Here is a 16,033-nt window from a genome sequence, read left to right as displayed (position 1 = left end):
AGATTAGAAAAGAGCTTTTCATATTGTGAATATTTTATTTATGGTAAACCGTGGCCCCCTATTCAGAGCGGTCACGGTTTATTGCGTTATAGACTATGCCTACACTACGTACATCATCGGAGCTGCTCGTACAGATTGAGCAGGCGCTCCATGCACAAGGCTACGCCACGTGTATCCCCGAGGAGCTTTATGCCCCCATTCACTATACCCTAGAGCTTGGCGGTAAGCGTGTGCGTCCGTTGCTCTGCTTGCTCTCGGCTCAGCTCTTCTCTGCCGACATTCGTCCTGCCCTGCCGATGGCTGTGGCACTAGAGGTCTTCCACAACTTTACGCTGCTACATGATGATCTGATGGATCGCTCGCCGCTCAGACGTGGTCAGCCTACTGTCTATCGCAAGTGGGACGAGAACACGGCTGTCCTCTCGGGCGATGTGATGAGTATCGAGGCGTACAGAGCGCTGGAGGGTATCGCCTCGGCAGAGCTACTCTATCGTGTCTTCCCGATCTTTAATCAGATGGCGGTAGATATTTGCCGTGGTCAGCAGTACGATATGCTCTTTGAGTGTCGTGAAGATGTGTCTACGGACGAGTATCTAGAGATGATTCGCCTCAAGACGGCCGTTCTGCTCGGGGCGTCTATGCGGTTGGGTGCTCTAGCTAGTGGTGCCAGTGCGGAGGACGCAGAGCGTCTAGACGAAGTAGGGCAGAGGCTCGGGCTCGCCTTCCAGATACAGGACGACTATCTCGATGTCTATGGCGACGAGGCGACTTTCGGTAAGCCTATCGGAGGTGACATCATGAATGCCAAGAAGACGCTTATGCTCCTCTATACTCGCGAGCAGCTTGAGGCGAGAGATTTGGTTGAGCTAGATCGTTTGATGACGCTCGGGCAGGAGCATCGCCAAGAGCGGATACAAGGTGTTACAGCTCTCTACGATAAGGCGGGTGCACCTGTGTATGCCCGTGCCCAGATTACCCGACTGACTCAAGAGGCGCTCGGCATTCTCGGGGCTCTATCTCTGGAGCCGGAGCGTACGGCTCCGCTTGTGGAGCTATTCGATTCGCTTGCTAGTCGCATGAGCTAAGATGAGGCTGATAGATTCGCATACGCATATATACGCCGAGGAGTTCGACGAGGATATTGATGAGGTGCTAGCTCGAGCTGTATCCTCGGGGGTGGAGCGTATGGTACTGCCCAATGTAGATAGAGAGAGCTATCCTCGTATGATGGCGCTCGTCGAGCGTTACCCAAAAGTGCTTTATCCCTCTGCGGGGTTGCATCCGACCTCTGTGGGCGCAGACTATCGTGTGCAGCTCGATTTTGTTGCCGAGGCTCTTACCCATGGACGCTTTGTCGCTGTTGGGGAGATAGGGCTAGACTACTACTGGGATACGACCTACAAGGTACAGCAGGCAGAGGCTTTCTCTGAGCAGATTGCCCTAGCTCATCGGTACGGCCTACCTATTATTATACACACGCGCGAGGCATTCGCCGATACGTTCGACCTGCTACGCTGTGCAGGTAGGAATACAACTCGTGGCGTCTTCCACAGCTTTACGGGCAGTGAGGCGGAGCTGGAGGAGGCACTCGGCTTCGATGACTTCATGATTGGGCTCAATGGGGTGGTAACCTTCAAGAATAGTCAGCTCAAGACCTACGTGCAGCGGATCCCTCTAGAGCGTTTACTCATAGAAACCGATGCCCCATACTTGAGCCCTATGCCTAAGCGAGGCAGACGCAATGAGCCTGCGCATTTGGTGCACACCCTAGAGTTCCTCGCTGGGATCTACGGACTCTCGGCTCATGAGCTGGGGGAGATTACCGCTCAGAATGCAGAGCGCCTGTTTGGGCTGACTTAGTTGCTTGATAAGTGTAGAGAGATGATGCGCCAAGCGATACGAGATTATTTGCGCTACTTGGAGCAGGAGGTCAATGCTGCCCGACGTACCCGAGAGAGCTATGCTGCCGATCTAGAGGCCTATGCCCTCTACTGCGAGCAGCGACTTGGGGAGTTGGTTGCCCCTAGTGGGGCCGATACGGACTTGATAAGAGGTTGGCTCTCGGCACAAATGGACTCAGGCCTCAAGGCGAGCTCCGTGGCACGCAGGCTCTCTGCGGTCAAGAGCTTCTACCGCTATCTGCTCAAGCGTGGCGACATCGACCGCCACCCAGCGCAACATCTCCGACCGCCTCGTGCAGAGCGCCCTCTGCCCGTCTATGTGCCAACGGCCGAGATCGAGCGGCTACTTGAGGAGCAGGAAGAGGAGAGTCTGCCAGAGCTACTCGCACGTACGCTTATCGCCACACTCTATGAGTGTGGGCTCAGGCGTTCGGAGCTGGCGGGGCTCAAAGATGCCGATGTGGACCTACGAGGGCAGACGCTCAAGGTGCTCGGCAAGGGAGGCAAGGAGCGGATCATTCCTTTTGGCAACAATTTGGCTGAACTGCTGATTCAGTGGCGAGAGAAACGTAACGAAACGTTTGGAAATACCGATACTTTTTTCGTATCTTTGAGAGGTAAAGCTATGACGGGCGAAGCGGTCTACCGCATTGTACATCGAGCCCTCGAGAGCGTTCCTAACCTCTCACGGCGAGGGGCGCACGCCCTTAGGCACTCATTCGCTACCGATATGCTCAACTCTGGAGCTGATCTCTTGGCCATCAAGGAGCTTATGGGGCACAGCTCGGTCACGACGACAGTGCAGTACACGCATACGACCTTCAAACAGCTGCAACAGATGTATAACGCTCACCCAAGAGCAAAAAAAGAAAAATGACTATGGATATCAGGATTCAGGCTTTGCACTTCGAAGCCACCGCTCAGCTCAAGGAGTTCATCCAGAAGAAACTAGAGAAGCTTAACCGTTTCGCCGACGAAATTCAAGCGGCAGAGGTGATTCTCAAGGTCATTAAACCAGAAGTTTCGCTTAACAAAGAAGCCTCTGTCAAACTCATCATCGCAGGCGCCGATCTATTTGCGGATAAGACTGCCGACACATTTGAGGAGGCTATAGATATATCTATTGATGCACTCAAGCGACAGCTGGAGAAGCGCAAAGAGTCACGCAAGTAGAGGTAATTCGTCACTCTCTGCGATAGACAAGATGTGATACTTCAATCCCCACCCTAGGCCCGGAGCCATAGGGTGGGGATTGCTTTTGGGGTATTTGCTCATCGTGGTGAAATATTGTTACTTTGTAGTATTATACGATATTTGTAACTATAGCGTTGTATGAAGCAATATAATAGAGTGCTGCTCAAGCTCAGCGGAGAATCTCTTATGGGAGCTAAGCAGCACGGTATTGATACGGGGCGTCTGTCCGATTATGCCCACGATATCAAGACTACGTGCCAGATGGGTATTCAGGTGGCTATCGTCATTGGTGGCGGGAATATCTTCAGGGGTCTGAGCGGAGCCACACAAGGCTTCGACCGTGTTAAGGGCGATCAGATGGGTATGCTTGCGACCGTAATCAATAGCCTTGCCCTATCCTCTGCGCTCTCAGCCGTTGGCGTGAAGAACCGCGTGATGACGGCCATTCGCATGGAGCCTATTGGTGAGCTATATACCAAGTGGCGTGCGATCGAGGCCATGGAGGCTGGGCAGGTGGTTATCCTCTCGGCTGGTACGGGTAACCCATTCTTCACGACCGATACCGGTTCGTCGCTCAGAGGCATCGAGCTGGAGGCTGATGTGATGCTCAAGGGAACACGTGTGGACGGTATCTATACGGCAGATCCCGAGAAAGATCCAGCGGCAACCAAGTTCGACCGCATCAGCTATCAGGAGATCTATCGCCGAGGCCTCAAGATTATGGATTTGACGGCTACGACGATGTGTATGGAGAACAACCTCCCCATTGTAGTCTTCGATATGGATACGCCCGGCAACCTCATCAAAGTGCTCAGCGGCGAGAATATCGGCACCTACGTGAGCAACGAATAAATAGTTCGCTGGAGTAGGATTAGAATATAAAAGAGTAGAAGATAAACCCTAGAATAATAAAGTAATGAGCGACTTAAAAAGCATGATAGCCCAAGCGGGCGAAAGTATGAGCAAGGCTGTAGATCACCTCGAGGAGCTACTAGGACGAGTGCGTGCCGGCAAGGCCAATCCTAAGATCCTAGATGGCATCATGGTAGAGTACTACGGAAGTCTTGTACCCCTCAATCAGGTTGGTTCGGTGACAATCCCAGACGCCAAGAGTATCGTGATCACTCCATGGGAGAAGACGATCATTCGCGACATCGAGCGTGCGATCATTAACTCTCCTCTCGGCATTACGCCCGAGAATAATGGCGAGCTGATCCGTCTCGGCATTCCACCGCTGACCGAAGATCGTCGCCGTGAGCTGGTCAAGCAGGTTAAGTCGGACGCTGAGGAAGCGAAGATCCGAGTGCGCAACGTACGTCGCGATACCAACGACGCCGTCAAGAAGAGCATCAAGACAGACAATACGCCCGAAGACGTAGCCAAGGACGCCGAGGCAGAAGTGCAGAAGCTCCACGATAAGTATATTAAGCGTATTGACGAGCTTTTCGGCGAGAAGGAAAAGGAAATCATGACGGTCTAGAGTCCGTACAGCTATCGCAATGCAAGAAGTACAGGGTCTGGTCATTCGCAACACAGGCAGCCACTATCTCGTGCTCTGCGACGATGGTGTCGAGCGAGCTTGTTTGGCCAAGGGCAATCTGCGCCTTAGGGGCATTCGCTCGACCAACCCAATCGTCGTGGGCGATCGTGTAGAGGTTAAGCTAACTCCAGAGGGCGGAGGCGAGGCACACTTCATCAAAGAAATACTGCCCCGACGCAACTACATATTGCGTCGGGCTGCCAATCTATCGAAACAGTCGCATATCCTTGCAGCTAATATAGATGCTTCGTTTCTGGTCTGTACGCTGGTTGCACCAGAGACCAGTACTACGTTTATCGATCGCTTCCTCGCCAATGCCGAAGCGTATCGAGTACCCACGCAACTTGTCTTCAACAAAACCGACCTCCTCAACGAAGAAGGCCAAGCCTATCTTGCAGAGCTTATCGCTCTCTACACGGGTATTGGCTACACTTGTCATAGAGTCTCGGCCATCACGGGCGAGGGGCTCGAGACTCTGAGTGAGCAGATGCAGGACAAGATCACGCTCTTTAGCGGGCACTCGGGTGTGGGCAAAAGTACGCTCATCAATGCTTTGATTCCCGGTGTAGACTTACGTACGGGCGATATTTCCCAAGCGCATTACACGGGAATGCACACCACAACATTCTCCCAGATGATCCCTCTGCCCACGAGCAAGGGCTATCTGATCGACACACCGGGTATCAAAGGGTTCGGACTGCTCGATATGCAGGACGAAGAAGTGTCACACTACTTCCCCGAGATCTTTGCCCTCCAGCCCCAATGTCGCTTCGGCAACTGCACACATACCCACGAACCAGCCTGTGCCGTGCGTGAGGCGCTAGAGGACGGGCGCATCGCCGAGAGCAGATACATCAGCTATCTGAGCATTCTTGAAGACAAGGACGAAGAGAAGTATCGCCCCGAATACTAAAGCCTATGCGATCCCTCTGCCGAATACTCCACATCTTGAGCTTTCTTCTCCTGCTCTCTGGGGTAAGTTGTGCAGAAGCCTCGAGTACTTCTGTTCAGTCGTCGGATACAATAGCTCCAGTTAGGCCAGAGGTTTATCGCCTTGTTTTCGCTGGGGATATCATGGCGCACGGCCCGCAGATCAAGGCGGCTCGCACGGCCGAGGGTATGTATGACTTTACTTCGTCCTTCGATTCGCTAGCCTCTCGTATCAGCTCGGCCGATTTAGCCTTTGGCAACTTGGAAACGACCTTTGGAGGTAAGCCTTACACTGGCTATCCAATGTTTTCTACGCCCGATGCTATGGGCACGGCTCTGCGAGAAGCTGGCTTCGATGTCCTGACGACCAGCAATAATCACTCGGCCGACCGCTCCGCGCTTGGTATTACACGCACCCTCGATGTCCTAGATAGCCTAGGCATTGCTCACACGGGTAGCTACCGAAGTGTGGACGAACGTAAGCGCACAGTACCTCTTATGCTAGAGCTTGGGAGTTTGCGTCTAGCCGTACTGGCCTATACCTATGGGACGAATGGCCTCACAGTGCCAGAGCCAACTCTGGTAGATGGTATTGATACGCTCCTAATGGCTCAGGACATCGCTCGGGCCGATTCGCTTGGAGCGAACTACAAGATCGTCCAGATACATTGGGGGGTAGAGTACGAACGAGCGCCCAATAGAGAACAGCGTGCCCTTGCTCGATGGCTTCACGGCCAAGGAGTGGACGCAATCGTAGGGAGTCACCCGCACGTCGTACAGCAGAGCGAATGGATTGAGCCAGACAGCCTACAGAGTAAGAAGAGCTTTGTGATCTATTCGTTGGGCAACTTTGTTAGCAATCAGCGCAAACCAGCTGCCACACGTGGTGGCATGCTACTCTCCCTAACCCTTAGTCGAGCCAATCCGATGGCTGATATTGTCACACAGCCTAGCTATCAATACGTTTTTGTCAATAAGCTTCGTCCAGATGGGCGAGCGGTCTATCGCTTACTCCCTGTAGATTTGCCGAAGGCTCAAGTTCCCGTGCCATTGCCTCGGGTAGAGCAGGTCGATTTACAGGATTTTTGTTCCTATTATAGTGCCATTCCTATGGTGCATTAACCCTCTAAATAGTCTTGATTTTATGAGCAATAAGTTCATCTCCGCCCTCCTACTTGCCCTAGGACTCTACTCTTGCGGTACGGTGCCCGTGACGGGGAGGCGTACCCTCAATCTAGTTTCGGACAACGAGATCTTATCCTCAAGCGTATCTCAGTATCGCTCGTTTATCCAGCAAGCCCCTCTTAGCACGAATATGACGACCAATAGCCGAGTGAAAGAGGTCGGTACACGCATCATCAATGCGACGATGCAGTACCTCAAGGAGCAGAGGTTCGACGATCTTGCTCGTCAGATGTCTTGGGAGCTCAACGTCGTGAATAGCCAATCGGTCAATGCTTTCTGTATGCCCGGTGGTAAGATTGTCGTCTATACTGGGCTACTTAATCTTATCGGTTCTGGTGCTGGCTCCGATGCTCAGCTTGCTGCCGTTATCGGTCACGAGGTCGCACACGCTTTGGCTAAGCATGCAAATGAGCGCATCAGCAACCAAATGCTACTGCAGATGGGTGGCGACATTCTCGGTAGTGCTGTGAGTGATAAGTCCGCTCTGATGCGCATGGTTATCGGTCAGGCTTATGGTCTTGGGACGAATATGTTCGTTGCTCTACCTTTTGGCCGTAAGCAGGAGCTAGAGGCCGATAAAATTGGTCTAGTGCTTATGGCTATGGCTGGTTACGATCCCAACGAGGCAGTTAATCTGTGGCGCAAAATGGGTGCAGGGAGCAAGGGCGGTATGGAATTTCTCTCTACACACCCCTCCGACGAAACACGTATCCGTGAGATCCAAACCTATATGCCTCATGCGCTCAAGCACTACAAGCCCAAGAGCTCTGGTGTGACCTATACGCCAGTGACGAAGAAGAAAACCCATTCAACTCGAAAAAAATAATAGATCTTATGAAGAAAGTTATTTCTACCTCAGCAGCACCTGCTGCTATCGGCCCTTACAGCCAAGCTGTTCTTGTAGATAAAACGCTCTACGCCTCTGGTCAGCTGGGGATCGACCCCAAGACGGGCGAATTTGCAGACGGGATCACGGCTCAGACCGAGCAGGCTTTCCGTAATGTACATGCCATACTCGCCGAAGCTGGTATGACGATCAACGATGTGGTTAAGACCACTGTCTTTCTAGCCGATATGGGCGACTTCGCAGCGATGAACGAGGTGTATGCTCGTCAGTTCGAGGGCACTTTCCCCGCACGCTCTGCCGTAGCCGTCCGCACGCTACCCAAGAACGGTCTAGTAGAGATCGAGGTACTTGCTATCAAGGGCTAACTGTCCCAGACTGAAACTTCAAACACAAGAGAGGGGGCTGTGGCAAAGTTTATTTTTGCTACAGCCCCTTTTGGGTGTTTCAGAATGCGCAGACTGCAAGGCTCCGAGGCCGACGAGAGGGGGTATACCACCCTCTTACCTTCTACTTTTTGAGCTAGAGGCACCCCCTACTGTAGAGCGCCCGAAGATCTGTATAGGTAGACACCTTGCTATTCGAGTATAAACATTTAGCTTAGGTGCTTCGTTATTATCAAACATATATTTAAGCAATAAATAAAATAATCGAATGAGTATTAAGACACTTGGAGGGAAGTCCTTCCTATTAGTATTTGCCCTAACGGCGATGAGTTGCTCCGACAGCATGCCCCTAACACCTGCCCCAGAGTCTAAGCAGACCGAGGTGCCTACCCAGCCAAAGAAGGAGGAGCAGAAAGATGAGCCTAAGAACGAAAAGAAGGAAGAGAAAAAGGAGGAGCCCAAAGACCAAAAGAAAGACGATAGGCAAAAGGAGGATAAGAAAGAAGAGGGGCGTATCACCGATCTCGATAGTGCGCTCAAGTACGGAGCCATGCTCGTAGATGTACGTACGCCTAGAGAGTTTGCCGCTGGCAGTGTGCCCGGAGCTGTGAATATCCCTCTCAGCTCGATTAAGGATCGTCTTGAGGAGTTTAAGGGGAAGAAAGGAATCTTAGTCTTCTGTCGTAGTGGCAACCGTAGCGGTCAGGCTAAAGCTATACTTGATGAGGCTGGCATACCCAACGTAATCAATGGCGGTACTTGGCAAATGGTCAAGGCTGCTAAGGAAAGGCTCGGCTTGTAGGCTGTTTGTATATAGCACGATCGCCTCCTCGCCCTACAGCAAAGGTCTTTCTTTGCTAGGGCGAGGAGGCGTTTTTTGTATCGCTAGGCTAGGCTATCGGCACAATAGTATATACAGGGGTGTGGTGAGCCGTAATGCATAGGCAGCTCTTACCTTTCTGCACCTTACCCCTCTCTTGTATATGGCTTGACGATAATTCTCTCTACTCCCTTGGCTTGAAGAGCAGGCGGAAAGCCTCCTCTACGGTACTTACCCCCACGAGGCGAATGCCCCACGAGCGGTTGCTCAGCTGTGCGAGGTTGGCTTGTGGTAGGATAATAGCCTTGAGCCCAATGCGCTCGGCCTCTAGAATGCGCTGCTCGGCACGACTCACGGGGCGCACCTCTCCCGATAGCCCGACCTCTCCCGTCAGGCAAACACCCTCGGGGAGGGCGATGTCTAGGCTCGAGGAGAGGACAGAAGTGATGATAGCCAGATCACTCGCTGGGTCGGCAATCTTGATGCCCCCGGCTATGTTGAGGAAGACGTCCTTCTGTATGAGCTTGAAGCCGGCTCGCTTCTCCAGTACAGCCAGTAGCATATTCATGCGCCTCGTGTCGTAGCCCGTAGCAGAGCGCTGCGGTGTAGCATAGACGGCAGAGCTGACCAAGGCCTGCGTTTCTATAAGGAAAGGGCGGACGCCCTCCATCGCCACGGCAATAGCGATGCCACTCAGGTGCGCTCGATCACGGCTAATGAGATGCTCCGAGGGGTTCTCTACGGGGCGTAGCCCTGTCTGCTGCATCTCGTAGATGCCCAGCTCGTTGGTCGAGCCGAAGCGGTTCTTCTGTCCACGCAAGATGCGGTACATATAGTGCTTGTCGCCATCGAACTGCAAGACGACATCGACCGTGTGCTCTAGTATCTTGGGCCCTGCGATGCTCCCCTCCTTGTTGATGTGTCCGATGAGGATCACGGGTACACCCTCTGTCTTGCTGTACTTGAGCAGTAGGTTCGCACACTCGCGGATCTGCGAGATACTCCCGGGGCTACTCTCCGATAGCTCCGTCTGTATGGTCTGGATCGAGTCGATGACCACAAGGTCGGGCTTGACCTCTAGGGCTGTCGTGAGGATACGCTCGAGGTTTGTTTCTGTGTAGATTAGGCAGTCGGCCACACCAGTGCCAAGCCTATCGGCTCTCACCTTGAGCTGTGTTTGGCTTTCCTCGCCCGAAACGTAGAGCGTGCGCAAGGGTAGGCGCAGCACCGTCTGTAGAATCAGCGTACTCTTGCCGATGCCCGGTTCTCCTCCTAGTAGCACAAAGGCACCCGGCACCAAGCCACCGCCGAGCACTCGATTGAGCTCAGGGTCGAGCATGTCTTGGCGCACCTCAGCGTTTGCGGCAATATCGGAGAGGCGAACGGGCTTCACGGCCACTGTGCCTCCTAGTGCAGGGTGCCCTACTGACGGACGGTTGCTGCTGGTTGATACCTCCTCGGCTATGGTGTTCCACTCGCCACAGGCATGGCACTGTCCCTGCCACTTGGGGTAGACTGTGCCACAGCCTTGGCAGGCAAATACGATTTTTTGCTTAGCCATTAACTTGCATTAGATCGGCTTGCGTACCAAAGGCATCGTTGAGCAACGTAGCAGGCCACCCATCTTGGCGATCTCTTGGTAGGGGACTGCTTCTACGGCGATACCCCAGTTCTGCTCTAGGTGCTGATTGAGGCGTGTGAAGGCTTGGTCGCTGATGACTCTGCTAGGCGATAGAGATACCAAGTTGGTGTTCATCATATAGGCCTCCTCACCAGTCACGGCGAATAGATTATCCTTGCCGAAGATCTCCTCTACTACCCCTACATACTTAGGCTCTAGAAATCCCTCACGGAAGATAAGTGCTCGCCCTTTGCCCACTGGCTGGAAGGCACAATCTAGGTGTAGGACACTCAGCCGTGGGTCGTGGTCGTGCTTGCGCAGCTCTAGGGGGACAACCTGCTTGGTTGGGAAACGCTCACGCAGGTAGTCGATAGCATATTGGTTGGTGCGTGCTGTCTTGTAGGTTGAGTAGTCTGGGCGTAGATAGCAGCCTACGAATAAAATATCATCGTAGAGTAGAATATCTCCGCCCTCGGTATGCACACGCTCGGGGAGGCTCTCGATATGCGCCGAGGGGATACGCTCGAGGATATGCCCGATAGCCCCTGTTTCTTTCTCTCGGTCTGGGATCAGGTTGGACACGAAGAGGGTGTCATCGATGACGAAGGCCACATCACGGGCGAAAATTTGGTTGTAGTCCTCTACCAAATCTGGGCGCAGCACCTCGACACCGTTGCGCTCAAGTACAGAGAGTACGGCATTCATCTCATGTATCACGTCCTGCTCTTGGGGGTAGACACCTCGGCTAACTGCTTCGTAGCTCTTGGCATCGTAGGTCTGGTCTAGTGTAGGGTCTGGCCCGAGGCTATGGGGTAATCCTAGCACGACCACCTCTAGGCGGTCTGTTTCGTTGTGGACGCTGGGAATGATCTGTTTCATATTTCTTGGGATTGTATTAAGTCGAGCTGATTGATTTTTTTAGTTGGTGCTTGGTAGATATGCAAGTATCGCCCCTTGCCTAGTGGGCTTGCTGGGGCGATACTCTATGATGAGTCTAGAGAATGTTGAGCGACTGCTCCTTGATTTGCTCTAGTTCGTCTTTCATCTTAACTACGATTTTCTGCATCTCGGCATTGTTGCTTTTCGATCCAAGGGTATTGATCTCTCGGCCGATTTCTTGGGCGATGAAGCCCAATGTCTTGCCCTGTGCTTCACCCTGCTCGATGACCTCGACAAAGTAGCCGAGGTGGTGGCGTAGACGATCTTTCTCCTCGTTGATGTCGAGCTTCTCAATGTAGTAGATCATCTCTTGCTCTAGTCGGCCTTTGTCATAGCTATCGGGGCTAATCTTTTGTAGGGACTCGGTGATGCGCTGGCGAATGGCTTCGATGCGTTCGGCCTCGGGCTGATCTACGCCTTGCAGCAGGTTAGAGATGTTGTCGATGCGCTGCCGCAGAGCTCCCTCGAGCATAGTACCCTCTTGGCGACGGAAAGCCGTGACAGCCTCAAGCGCCTCTCGAATGGCGCCACCCAGTACCTGCCATTCCTCATCTGGTAGCTCCTCGAGCAGGCTGCTCTCGTTGGGGAGAAGTACGCCCGGCAGGCGCAGTAGGCTCTCGGAGGTTTGGAGCTCTAGAGCCAACCCTTTGTAGAGAGGGGAGAGTGCCTCGATATAGTACTTGAGTGCTTCCTCATTGATTTTCTGCACTCCCGAGAGTGCTCCAGCTTCCTCCTCGATGCTGATGCTTAGCTCTACTTTGCCCCGTACGAGCGCCTCGGCCACAAGGCCACGGATCTCAATCTCTTTTTCTCGGTAGGGCTGAGCGATGCGTGTGGATATGTCTAGTTGTTTGCTGTTGAGTGTCTTGACGAAGACGACGATGTTTTTATTGTTGTATCGAGCGATGGACTTGCCTACACCCGTCATTGATAAAATCATACTAATTCAGTTTGCTTACTTGTATCCCCAAAGTTACGCTTTTCTCTCCAAACCTACACAAGCTCTATGGCTTACTCTTCGCTAGGCTAGCACGGCTATTTCTCCTTTCTGCGGTAGGTTTGCAGGACTCGGTGCAGAGATGCGGGAGCAGGTTACAAGGCGTGTTGTACTCCAATCGGCCTTGCTATCTACAGTGAGTGCTAGCAAGCGAATGGCTCAATAGATCGGGTTCGGGCTCTAGAAGCTTAATAAATGATTACAAAGGGTATTGGGGAATTTATATTTTAGGTCAAGTTTCAGAATGTTGATGGGAATAGGTGTATAAGTGGTGGATAACTTGTGCAGACCTCGTATTTGCCCTCTAGGAGGCTCTAGATTGAGCTCGACCTCGTTTTGGCACTTAGCCCCAGTCGAGTGAAAATAATTGCATCAAACGATGTGATTACAAACTGCTGTAAAATAGGCTGATATGATGGTTTGGAGGATCGTTTTATGTGCTTGTAGTGTATTTTGCAGGATTTCTTCCCATCAATCTTCTCCGATTGGTGGACACATCTCGGAGAATAAGCCCATCGATCCGAATAAATCTTCCCATTAATTTCTCCCAGACTTCCTGCTAGTCTTTGTAGGGTCACGGCCTTGTTCCGTCAAAAACCTTAGAAATCCTTTAATACTCCTTAACCAAAAATGCGAAGAATGAAACCCCAAATCAATCCGACCCAATGTGATGATGAGGGCTTATGTCCACTGCTGGCAAAAACCGAGTAGGGGAGCGATATGCGAGCCTTGAGGGGATTTTGGGGCGTAGTAAGGGTATTGAATGTGGCAAGGCGAGGTTATTGAATAGCGATTGTCAGCGCTACATCGCAAAGACTTTGGGCAGAGCGGAGATGGATAATGTCCGCCCTTTGGTGTACATTTGTATATCATCAAAATTTAGGAGTAGATATGACGACAATAGAACAACTATATAGCCTCTATCTAGAGCACCCAGCGATCTCTACCGATAGCCGAAGTATCACGCCCGACAGCATCTTCTTCGCTCTGCGAGGAGAGAGATTCGATGGCAACCAGTACGCCCTATCGGCCATAGAGGCAGGGGCTGCCTATGCCGTCGTAGATGATGCCTCGCTCGTAGGGGAGCGGCTGCTCCATGTGCCTAATGTGCTGGAGGCTCTACAAGCTCTGGCGGCACATCATAGGCAAGCTCTAGCTACTCCCGTCATTGCGATTACTGGGACGAATGGCAAGACGACGACCAAAGAGCTCGCTGCTGCCGTACTCGCCAAGAGCTACAACCTGCTCTACACCGAGGGTAATCTAAACAACCATATCGGCGTACCGCTTACTCTGCTGCGCCTTACCTCTGAGCATCAGATCGCACTCATCGAGATGGGGGCGAGTAAGCCGGGCGACATTGCTGAGCTATGCGCCATTGCCCAACCCAACTACGGCCTTATTACTAATGTAGGGCTGGCGCATCTAGAGGGCTTCGGTTCGCTCATCGGGGTCATCAAGACTAAGGGCGAGCTGTACGACTGGCTTAGGGCGCATGAGGGCAAGATATTCCTCAGAGAGGAGGACGCTACGCTTCGTGACCTAGGGCGTGGTATCCCTGCCGTTACCTATGGTCAGGGCGAGGAGGCAGTAGTTAGAGGTGTCTTGCCAGAGGACAATCGTGAGCTTTTCTTACACTTCACATGGTTTTGCCCCACGCTACAGATAGCCGAGTGCAAGCAGTCTACGAGGTTGGTGGGGGGCTACAATCTAGACAATGCTTTGGCCGCTATCGCCATGGGGCTCTACTTCGATGTGCCAGTAGAGGACATCTCCCAAGCCTTGGCAGACTATGCCCCAAGCAATAGCCGCAGTCAGCTCATTGAAACCGAGCACAACTGGCTCATCGCCGATGCCTACAATGCCAATCCCTCGAGTATGCACACCGCCCTGCGCAACCTTGTCAGCCTATCGGTCGATCGTCCTAGACTTTTGGTGCTTGGAGATATGAATGAGCTAGGGGCCGAGAGTGAGGCTGCCCACCACAAGTTGCGTCGGGAGGTAGAGGCACTGCTAGGCGAGCAAGACCAAGTACTCTACTGTGGCCCTAAGTGGCGCCAAGAGCTAGGAGAGGTCGCCAATAGCTTCCTAACGAGAGAGGAACTAGCGCACTGGCTAGAGCAACACCCCCCTAAGGGCTACTTGGTACTGGTCAAGGGCTCCAATGGGATAGGTCTAGGGCATATCCTCCACCTATTCTAGTGGACACTATGAATAAACTGACCCAACAGCAGCGGCTGGAGCAGGGACTTACACTAAGCCCCGCACAGATACAAGCCATCAAGATGCTCGAGCTGACAACCCTCGAGCTAGAGATACGTATAGAGCGGGAGCTTGAGGAGAACCCAGCTCTCGAGGAGAACTACGAGGCAGAGGGCCTATCCTCTGCCGACGACGAGGCCCGAGGCGAGGCGAGCGAGCAGGACTGGGAGCTAGGGGAGTATGCCAGCGAAGATGATATACCTGCCTATAAACTCAGAGAGCTACAAGAGCGGCAGGCTAAGCGAGAGGAGGTCCCTTTCTCTGCCTCTGCGCCATCGCTAGACGAGCTACTCATGGAGCAGCTTAGCCTGACCAAGCTCACCGAGCGAGAGCGAGAGCTTGCACGCTATATTATAGGCAATCTCTCGGCAGAGGGTTATCTCGATCGCTCGATCTATCAGCTACAAGACGATCTGCTCTTCAAGGTAGGTATTGAGGCGAGCGAATACGAGTTGAGGGAACTTATCAAACGTATTCAAGGGCTTGAGCCTGCTGGCATTGCAGCTCGCAACTTGCAGGAGTGTCTAATCCTACAACTAGAGCGTAGAGTGGAGGGATCTCGTCTTGGTATAGCTCTAGCGCTGACGATCCTACGCCATCACTACGACGACTTCGTCAATAAACGCTTCGACAAGCTCTGCGCTTCGCTCGAGATTAGCCAAGATGAGCTCTCGGAGGTCTACGCTCTGGTGGCTAAACTCAACCCACGTCCGACCTCGGGGCTAGGGAGCGATGAGGAGAGCCGTATGATGCAGTACGCCCCCGACTTCATCGTTTCGGAGGTCGATGGTGAGCTTACCGTGGCGCTTGTACACGAGCGAGAGCTCACACCGCTTAGACTTAGCCCTACCTATGTGGCTATGCTCGAGGACGTCCAGCAGGGATCAGCAGACCGTAAGCGACGAGAAGCGATGACTTTCCTCAAGCATAAGGTAGAGCAAGCTCGTTGGTTCATAGACGCTGTGGCTCAGAGGCAACAGACGCTTAGACAGACTATGCTTGCCATTGTGGCGCACCAGCACGCATTCTTCCTCTCGGGTGAGCTGAGCGACTTGCGCCCCATGGTTCTGCGAGATATCGCCGAGGCCACAGGGCTAGACATTAGTACTATTAGCCGTGTGAGCAATAGCAAGAGTGTGCAAACGGATCACGGTGTCTATTCGCTCAAATTTTTCTTTGGCGAGGGCATTACCAACGATGAGGGGGAGGAGATCTCCACGCGACAGATCAAGCAGGCTCTGGAGCTCCTAATCTCGGAGGAAGACAAGCACAATCCCTATACAGATGCCGAGCTGGTTGATTTGCTTGCCAAGCAGGGTTACCCTCTGGCTAGGCGCACTGTGGCGAAGTATCGGGAGCAGTTGAAGCTACCGGTAGCTAGGTTGCGCCGTGAGCTGTAGTGGCTGCATTTTCT

16 protein-coding genes are annotated in these 16,033 nt (G+C 52.8%); 13 read left to right on the top strand and 3 right to left on the bottom strand.

Going from position 1 to position 16,033, the window contains the following annotated elements; all coding sequences use genetic code 11:
- Positions 1–95: 95 nt before the first annotated feature.
- The 11 genes from HQ48_RS04220 to HQ48_RS09180 all read left to right on the top strand — a co-directional run bounded on the left by HQ48_RS04220 (position 96) and on the right by HQ48_RS09180 (position 8,782).
- Positions 96–1,085, top strand: coding sequence for a polyprenyl synthetase family protein (locus HQ48_RS04220; RefSeq protein WP_044231799.1), 990 nt, complete (start codon positions 96–98; stop codon positions 1,083–1,085).
- A gap of 1 nt (position 1,086) precedes the next feature.
- Positions 1,087–1,860: a TatD family hydrolase gene (locus HQ48_RS04215; protein ID WP_044231797.1), complete on the top strand. Its 774-nt coding sequence runs from the start codon at positions 1,087–1,089 to the stop codon at positions 1,858–1,860.
- 21 nt (positions 1,861–1,881) lie between these two features.
- A complete protein-coding gene (locus tag HQ48_RS04210) occupies positions 1,882–2,778 on the top strand; it encodes a tyrosine-type recombinase/integrase (protein WP_044232001.1) in 897 nt (298 codons plus the stop codon).
- A 2-nt stretch (positions 2,779–2,780) separates the two neighbouring features.
- Positions 2,781–3,074 (top strand): ribosome hibernation-promoting factor, HPF/YfiA family, encoded by a 294-nt coding sequence (hpf, locus tag HQ48_RS04205; RefSeq protein ID WP_044188730.1) that lies wholly within the window; start codon positions 2,781–2,783, stop codon positions 3,072–3,074.
- 159 nt (positions 3,075–3,233) lie between these two features.
- Positions 3,234–3,947 (top strand): UMP kinase, encoded by a 714-nt coding sequence (gene pyrH / locus HQ48_RS04200; protein ID WP_044231795.1) that lies wholly within the window; start codon positions 3,234–3,236, stop codon positions 3,945–3,947.
- Between the two features lie 64 nt (positions 3,948–4,011).
- Positions 4,012–4,575, top strand: a complete 564-nt coding sequence (gene frr / locus HQ48_RS04195) for a ribosome recycling factor (protein ID WP_044231794.1) — start codon at positions 4,012–4,014, stop codon at positions 4,573–4,575.
- Between the two features lie 19 nt (positions 4,576–4,594).
- Positions 4,595–5,548: a ribosome small subunit-dependent GTPase A gene (rsgA, locus tag HQ48_RS04190; RefSeq protein ID WP_044231792.1), complete on the top strand. Its 954-nt coding sequence runs from the start codon at positions 4,595–4,597 to the stop codon at positions 5,546–5,548.
- 35 nt (positions 5,549–5,583) lie between these two features.
- Entirely contained in the window at positions 5,584–6,687 is a 1,104-nt protein-coding gene (locus HQ48_RS04185; protein ID WP_235300190.1) for a CapA family protein, read from the top strand.
- 22 nt (positions 6,688–6,709) lie between these two features.
- Positions 6,710–7,576 carry a M48 family metallopeptidase gene (locus HQ48_RS04180; protein ID WP_044188744.1) on the top strand — a complete coding sequence of 289 codons (867 nt, stop codon included), beginning with the start codon at positions 6,710–6,712 and terminating at the stop codon, positions 7,574–7,576.
- 8 nt (positions 7,577–7,584) lie between these two features.
- Positions 7,585–7,962 carry a RidA family protein gene (locus tag HQ48_RS04175; protein ID WP_044188746.1) on the top strand — a complete coding sequence of 126 codons (378 nt, stop codon included), beginning with the start codon at positions 7,585–7,587 and terminating at the stop codon, positions 7,960–7,962.
- Between the two features lie 286 nt (positions 7,963–8,248).
- Positions 8,249–8,782 (top strand): rhodanese-like domain-containing protein, encoded by a 534-nt coding sequence (locus HQ48_RS09180; protein WP_200879860.1) that lies wholly within the window; start codon positions 8,249–8,251, stop codon positions 8,780–8,782.
- A gap of 202 nt (positions 8,783–8,984) precedes the next feature.
- On the opposite strand, the gene radA is transcribed toward HQ48_RS09180, so the two are convergent.
- The 3 genes from radA to HQ48_RS04155 all read right to left on the bottom strand — a co-directional run bounded on the left by radA (position 8,985) and on the right by HQ48_RS04155 (position 12,300).
- Positions 8,985–10,361 carry a DNA repair protein RadA gene (gene radA / locus HQ48_RS04165; RefSeq protein WP_044231789.1) on the bottom strand — a complete coding sequence of 459 codons (1,377 nt, stop codon included), beginning with the start codon at positions 10,359–10,361 and terminating at the stop codon, positions 8,985–8,987.
- A 9-nt stretch (positions 10,362–10,370) separates the two neighbouring features.
- Positions 10,371–11,300 carry a dimethylarginine dimethylaminohydrolase family protein gene (locus HQ48_RS04160; protein ID WP_044188752.1) on the bottom strand — a complete coding sequence of 310 codons (930 nt, stop codon included), beginning with the start codon at positions 11,298–11,300 and terminating at the stop codon, positions 10,371–10,373.
- A 115-nt stretch (positions 11,301–11,415) separates the two neighbouring features.
- Positions 11,416–12,300, bottom strand: a complete 885-nt coding sequence (locus HQ48_RS04155) for a YicC/YloC family endoribonuclease (protein WP_044231787.1) — start codon at positions 12,298–12,300, stop codon at positions 11,416–11,418.
- A 948-nt stretch (positions 12,301–13,248) separates the two neighbouring features.
- Here HQ48_RS04155 and murF point away from each other — a divergent pair.
- Complete coding sequence (gene murF / locus HQ48_RS04150; RefSeq protein ID WP_044231786.1) at positions 13,249–14,559, top strand: UDP-N-acetylmuramoyl-tripeptide--D-alanyl-D-alanine ligase; 1,311 nt, start codon at positions 13,249–13,251, stop codon at positions 14,557–14,559.
- 8 nt (positions 14,560–14,567) lie between these two features.
- On the top strand, positions 14,568–16,019 hold the full coding sequence (gene rpoN, locus HQ48_RS04145) for an RNA polymerase factor sigma-54 (protein ID WP_044231785.1): 1,452 nt from the start codon (positions 14,568–14,570) through the stop codon (positions 16,017–16,019).
- Positions 16,020–16,033 lie beyond the last annotated feature (14 nt).

Source organism: Porphyromonas sp. COT-290 OH3588, assembly GCF_000769075.1.
Taxonomy (GTDB): Bacteria; Bacteroidota; Bacteroidia; order Bacteroidales; family Porphyromonadaceae; genus Porphyromonas.
This window is presented reverse-complemented; position numbering and strand designations above follow the sequence as displayed.

Excerpts from the sequence above, each read along its gene's own strand:
- hpf (WP_044188730.1), top strand. The coding sequence starts at position 2,781 with ATGGATATCAGGATTCAGGCTTTGCACTTCGAAGCCACCGCTCAGCTC.
- HQ48_RS04215 (WP_044231797.1), top strand. The coding sequence starts at position 1,087 with ATGAGGCTGATAGATTCGCATACGCATATATACGCCGAGGAGTTCGAC.
- HQ48_RS04180 (WP_044188744.1), top strand. The coding sequence starts at position 6,710 with ATGAGCAATAAGTTCATCTCCGCCCTCCTACTTGCCCTAGGACTCTAC.
- HQ48_RS04175 (WP_044188746.1), top strand. The coding sequence starts at position 7,585 with ATGAAGAAAGTTATTTCTACCTCAGCAGCACCTGCTGCTATCGGCCCT.
- radA (WP_044231789.1), bottom strand. The coding sequence starts at position 10,361 with ATGGCTAAGCAAAAAATCGTATTTGCCTGCCAAGGCTGTGGCACAGTC.
- HQ48_RS04155 (WP_044231787.1), bottom strand. The coding sequence starts at position 12,300 with ATGATTTTATCAATGACGGGTGTAGGCAAGTCCATCGCTCGATACAAC.
- HQ48_RS04220 (WP_044231799.1), top strand. The coding sequence starts at position 96 with ATGCCTACACTACGTACATCATCGGAGCTGCTCGTACAGATTGAGCAG.
- frr (WP_044231794.1), top strand. The coding sequence starts at position 4,012 with ATGAGCGACTTAAAAAGCATGATAGCCCAAGCGGGCGAAAGTATGAGC.
- murF (WP_044231786.1), top strand. The coding sequence starts at position 13,249 with ATGACGACAATAGAACAACTATATAGCCTCTATCTAGAGCACCCAGCG.
- rsgA (WP_044231792.1), top strand. The coding sequence starts at position 4,595 with ATGCAAGAAGTACAGGGTCTGGTCATTCGCAACACAGGCAGCCACTAT.
- HQ48_RS09180 (WP_200879860.1), top strand. The coding sequence starts at position 8,249 with ATGAGTATTAAGACACTTGGAGGGAAGTCCTTCCTATTAGTATTTGCC.
- rpoN (WP_044231785.1), top strand. The coding sequence starts at position 14,568 with ATGAATAAACTGACCCAACAGCAGCGGCTGGAGCAGGGACTTACACTA.
- HQ48_RS04160 (WP_044188752.1), bottom strand. The coding sequence starts at position 11,300 with ATGAAACAGATCATTCCCAGCGTCCACAACGAAACAGACCGCCTAGAG.
- HQ48_RS04210 (WP_044232001.1), top strand. The coding sequence starts at position 1,882 with ATGATGCGCCAAGCGATACGAGATTATTTGCGCTACTTGGAGCAGGAG.
- pyrH (WP_044231795.1), top strand. The coding sequence starts at position 3,234 with ATGAAGCAATATAATAGAGTGCTGCTCAAGCTCAGCGGAGAATCTCTT.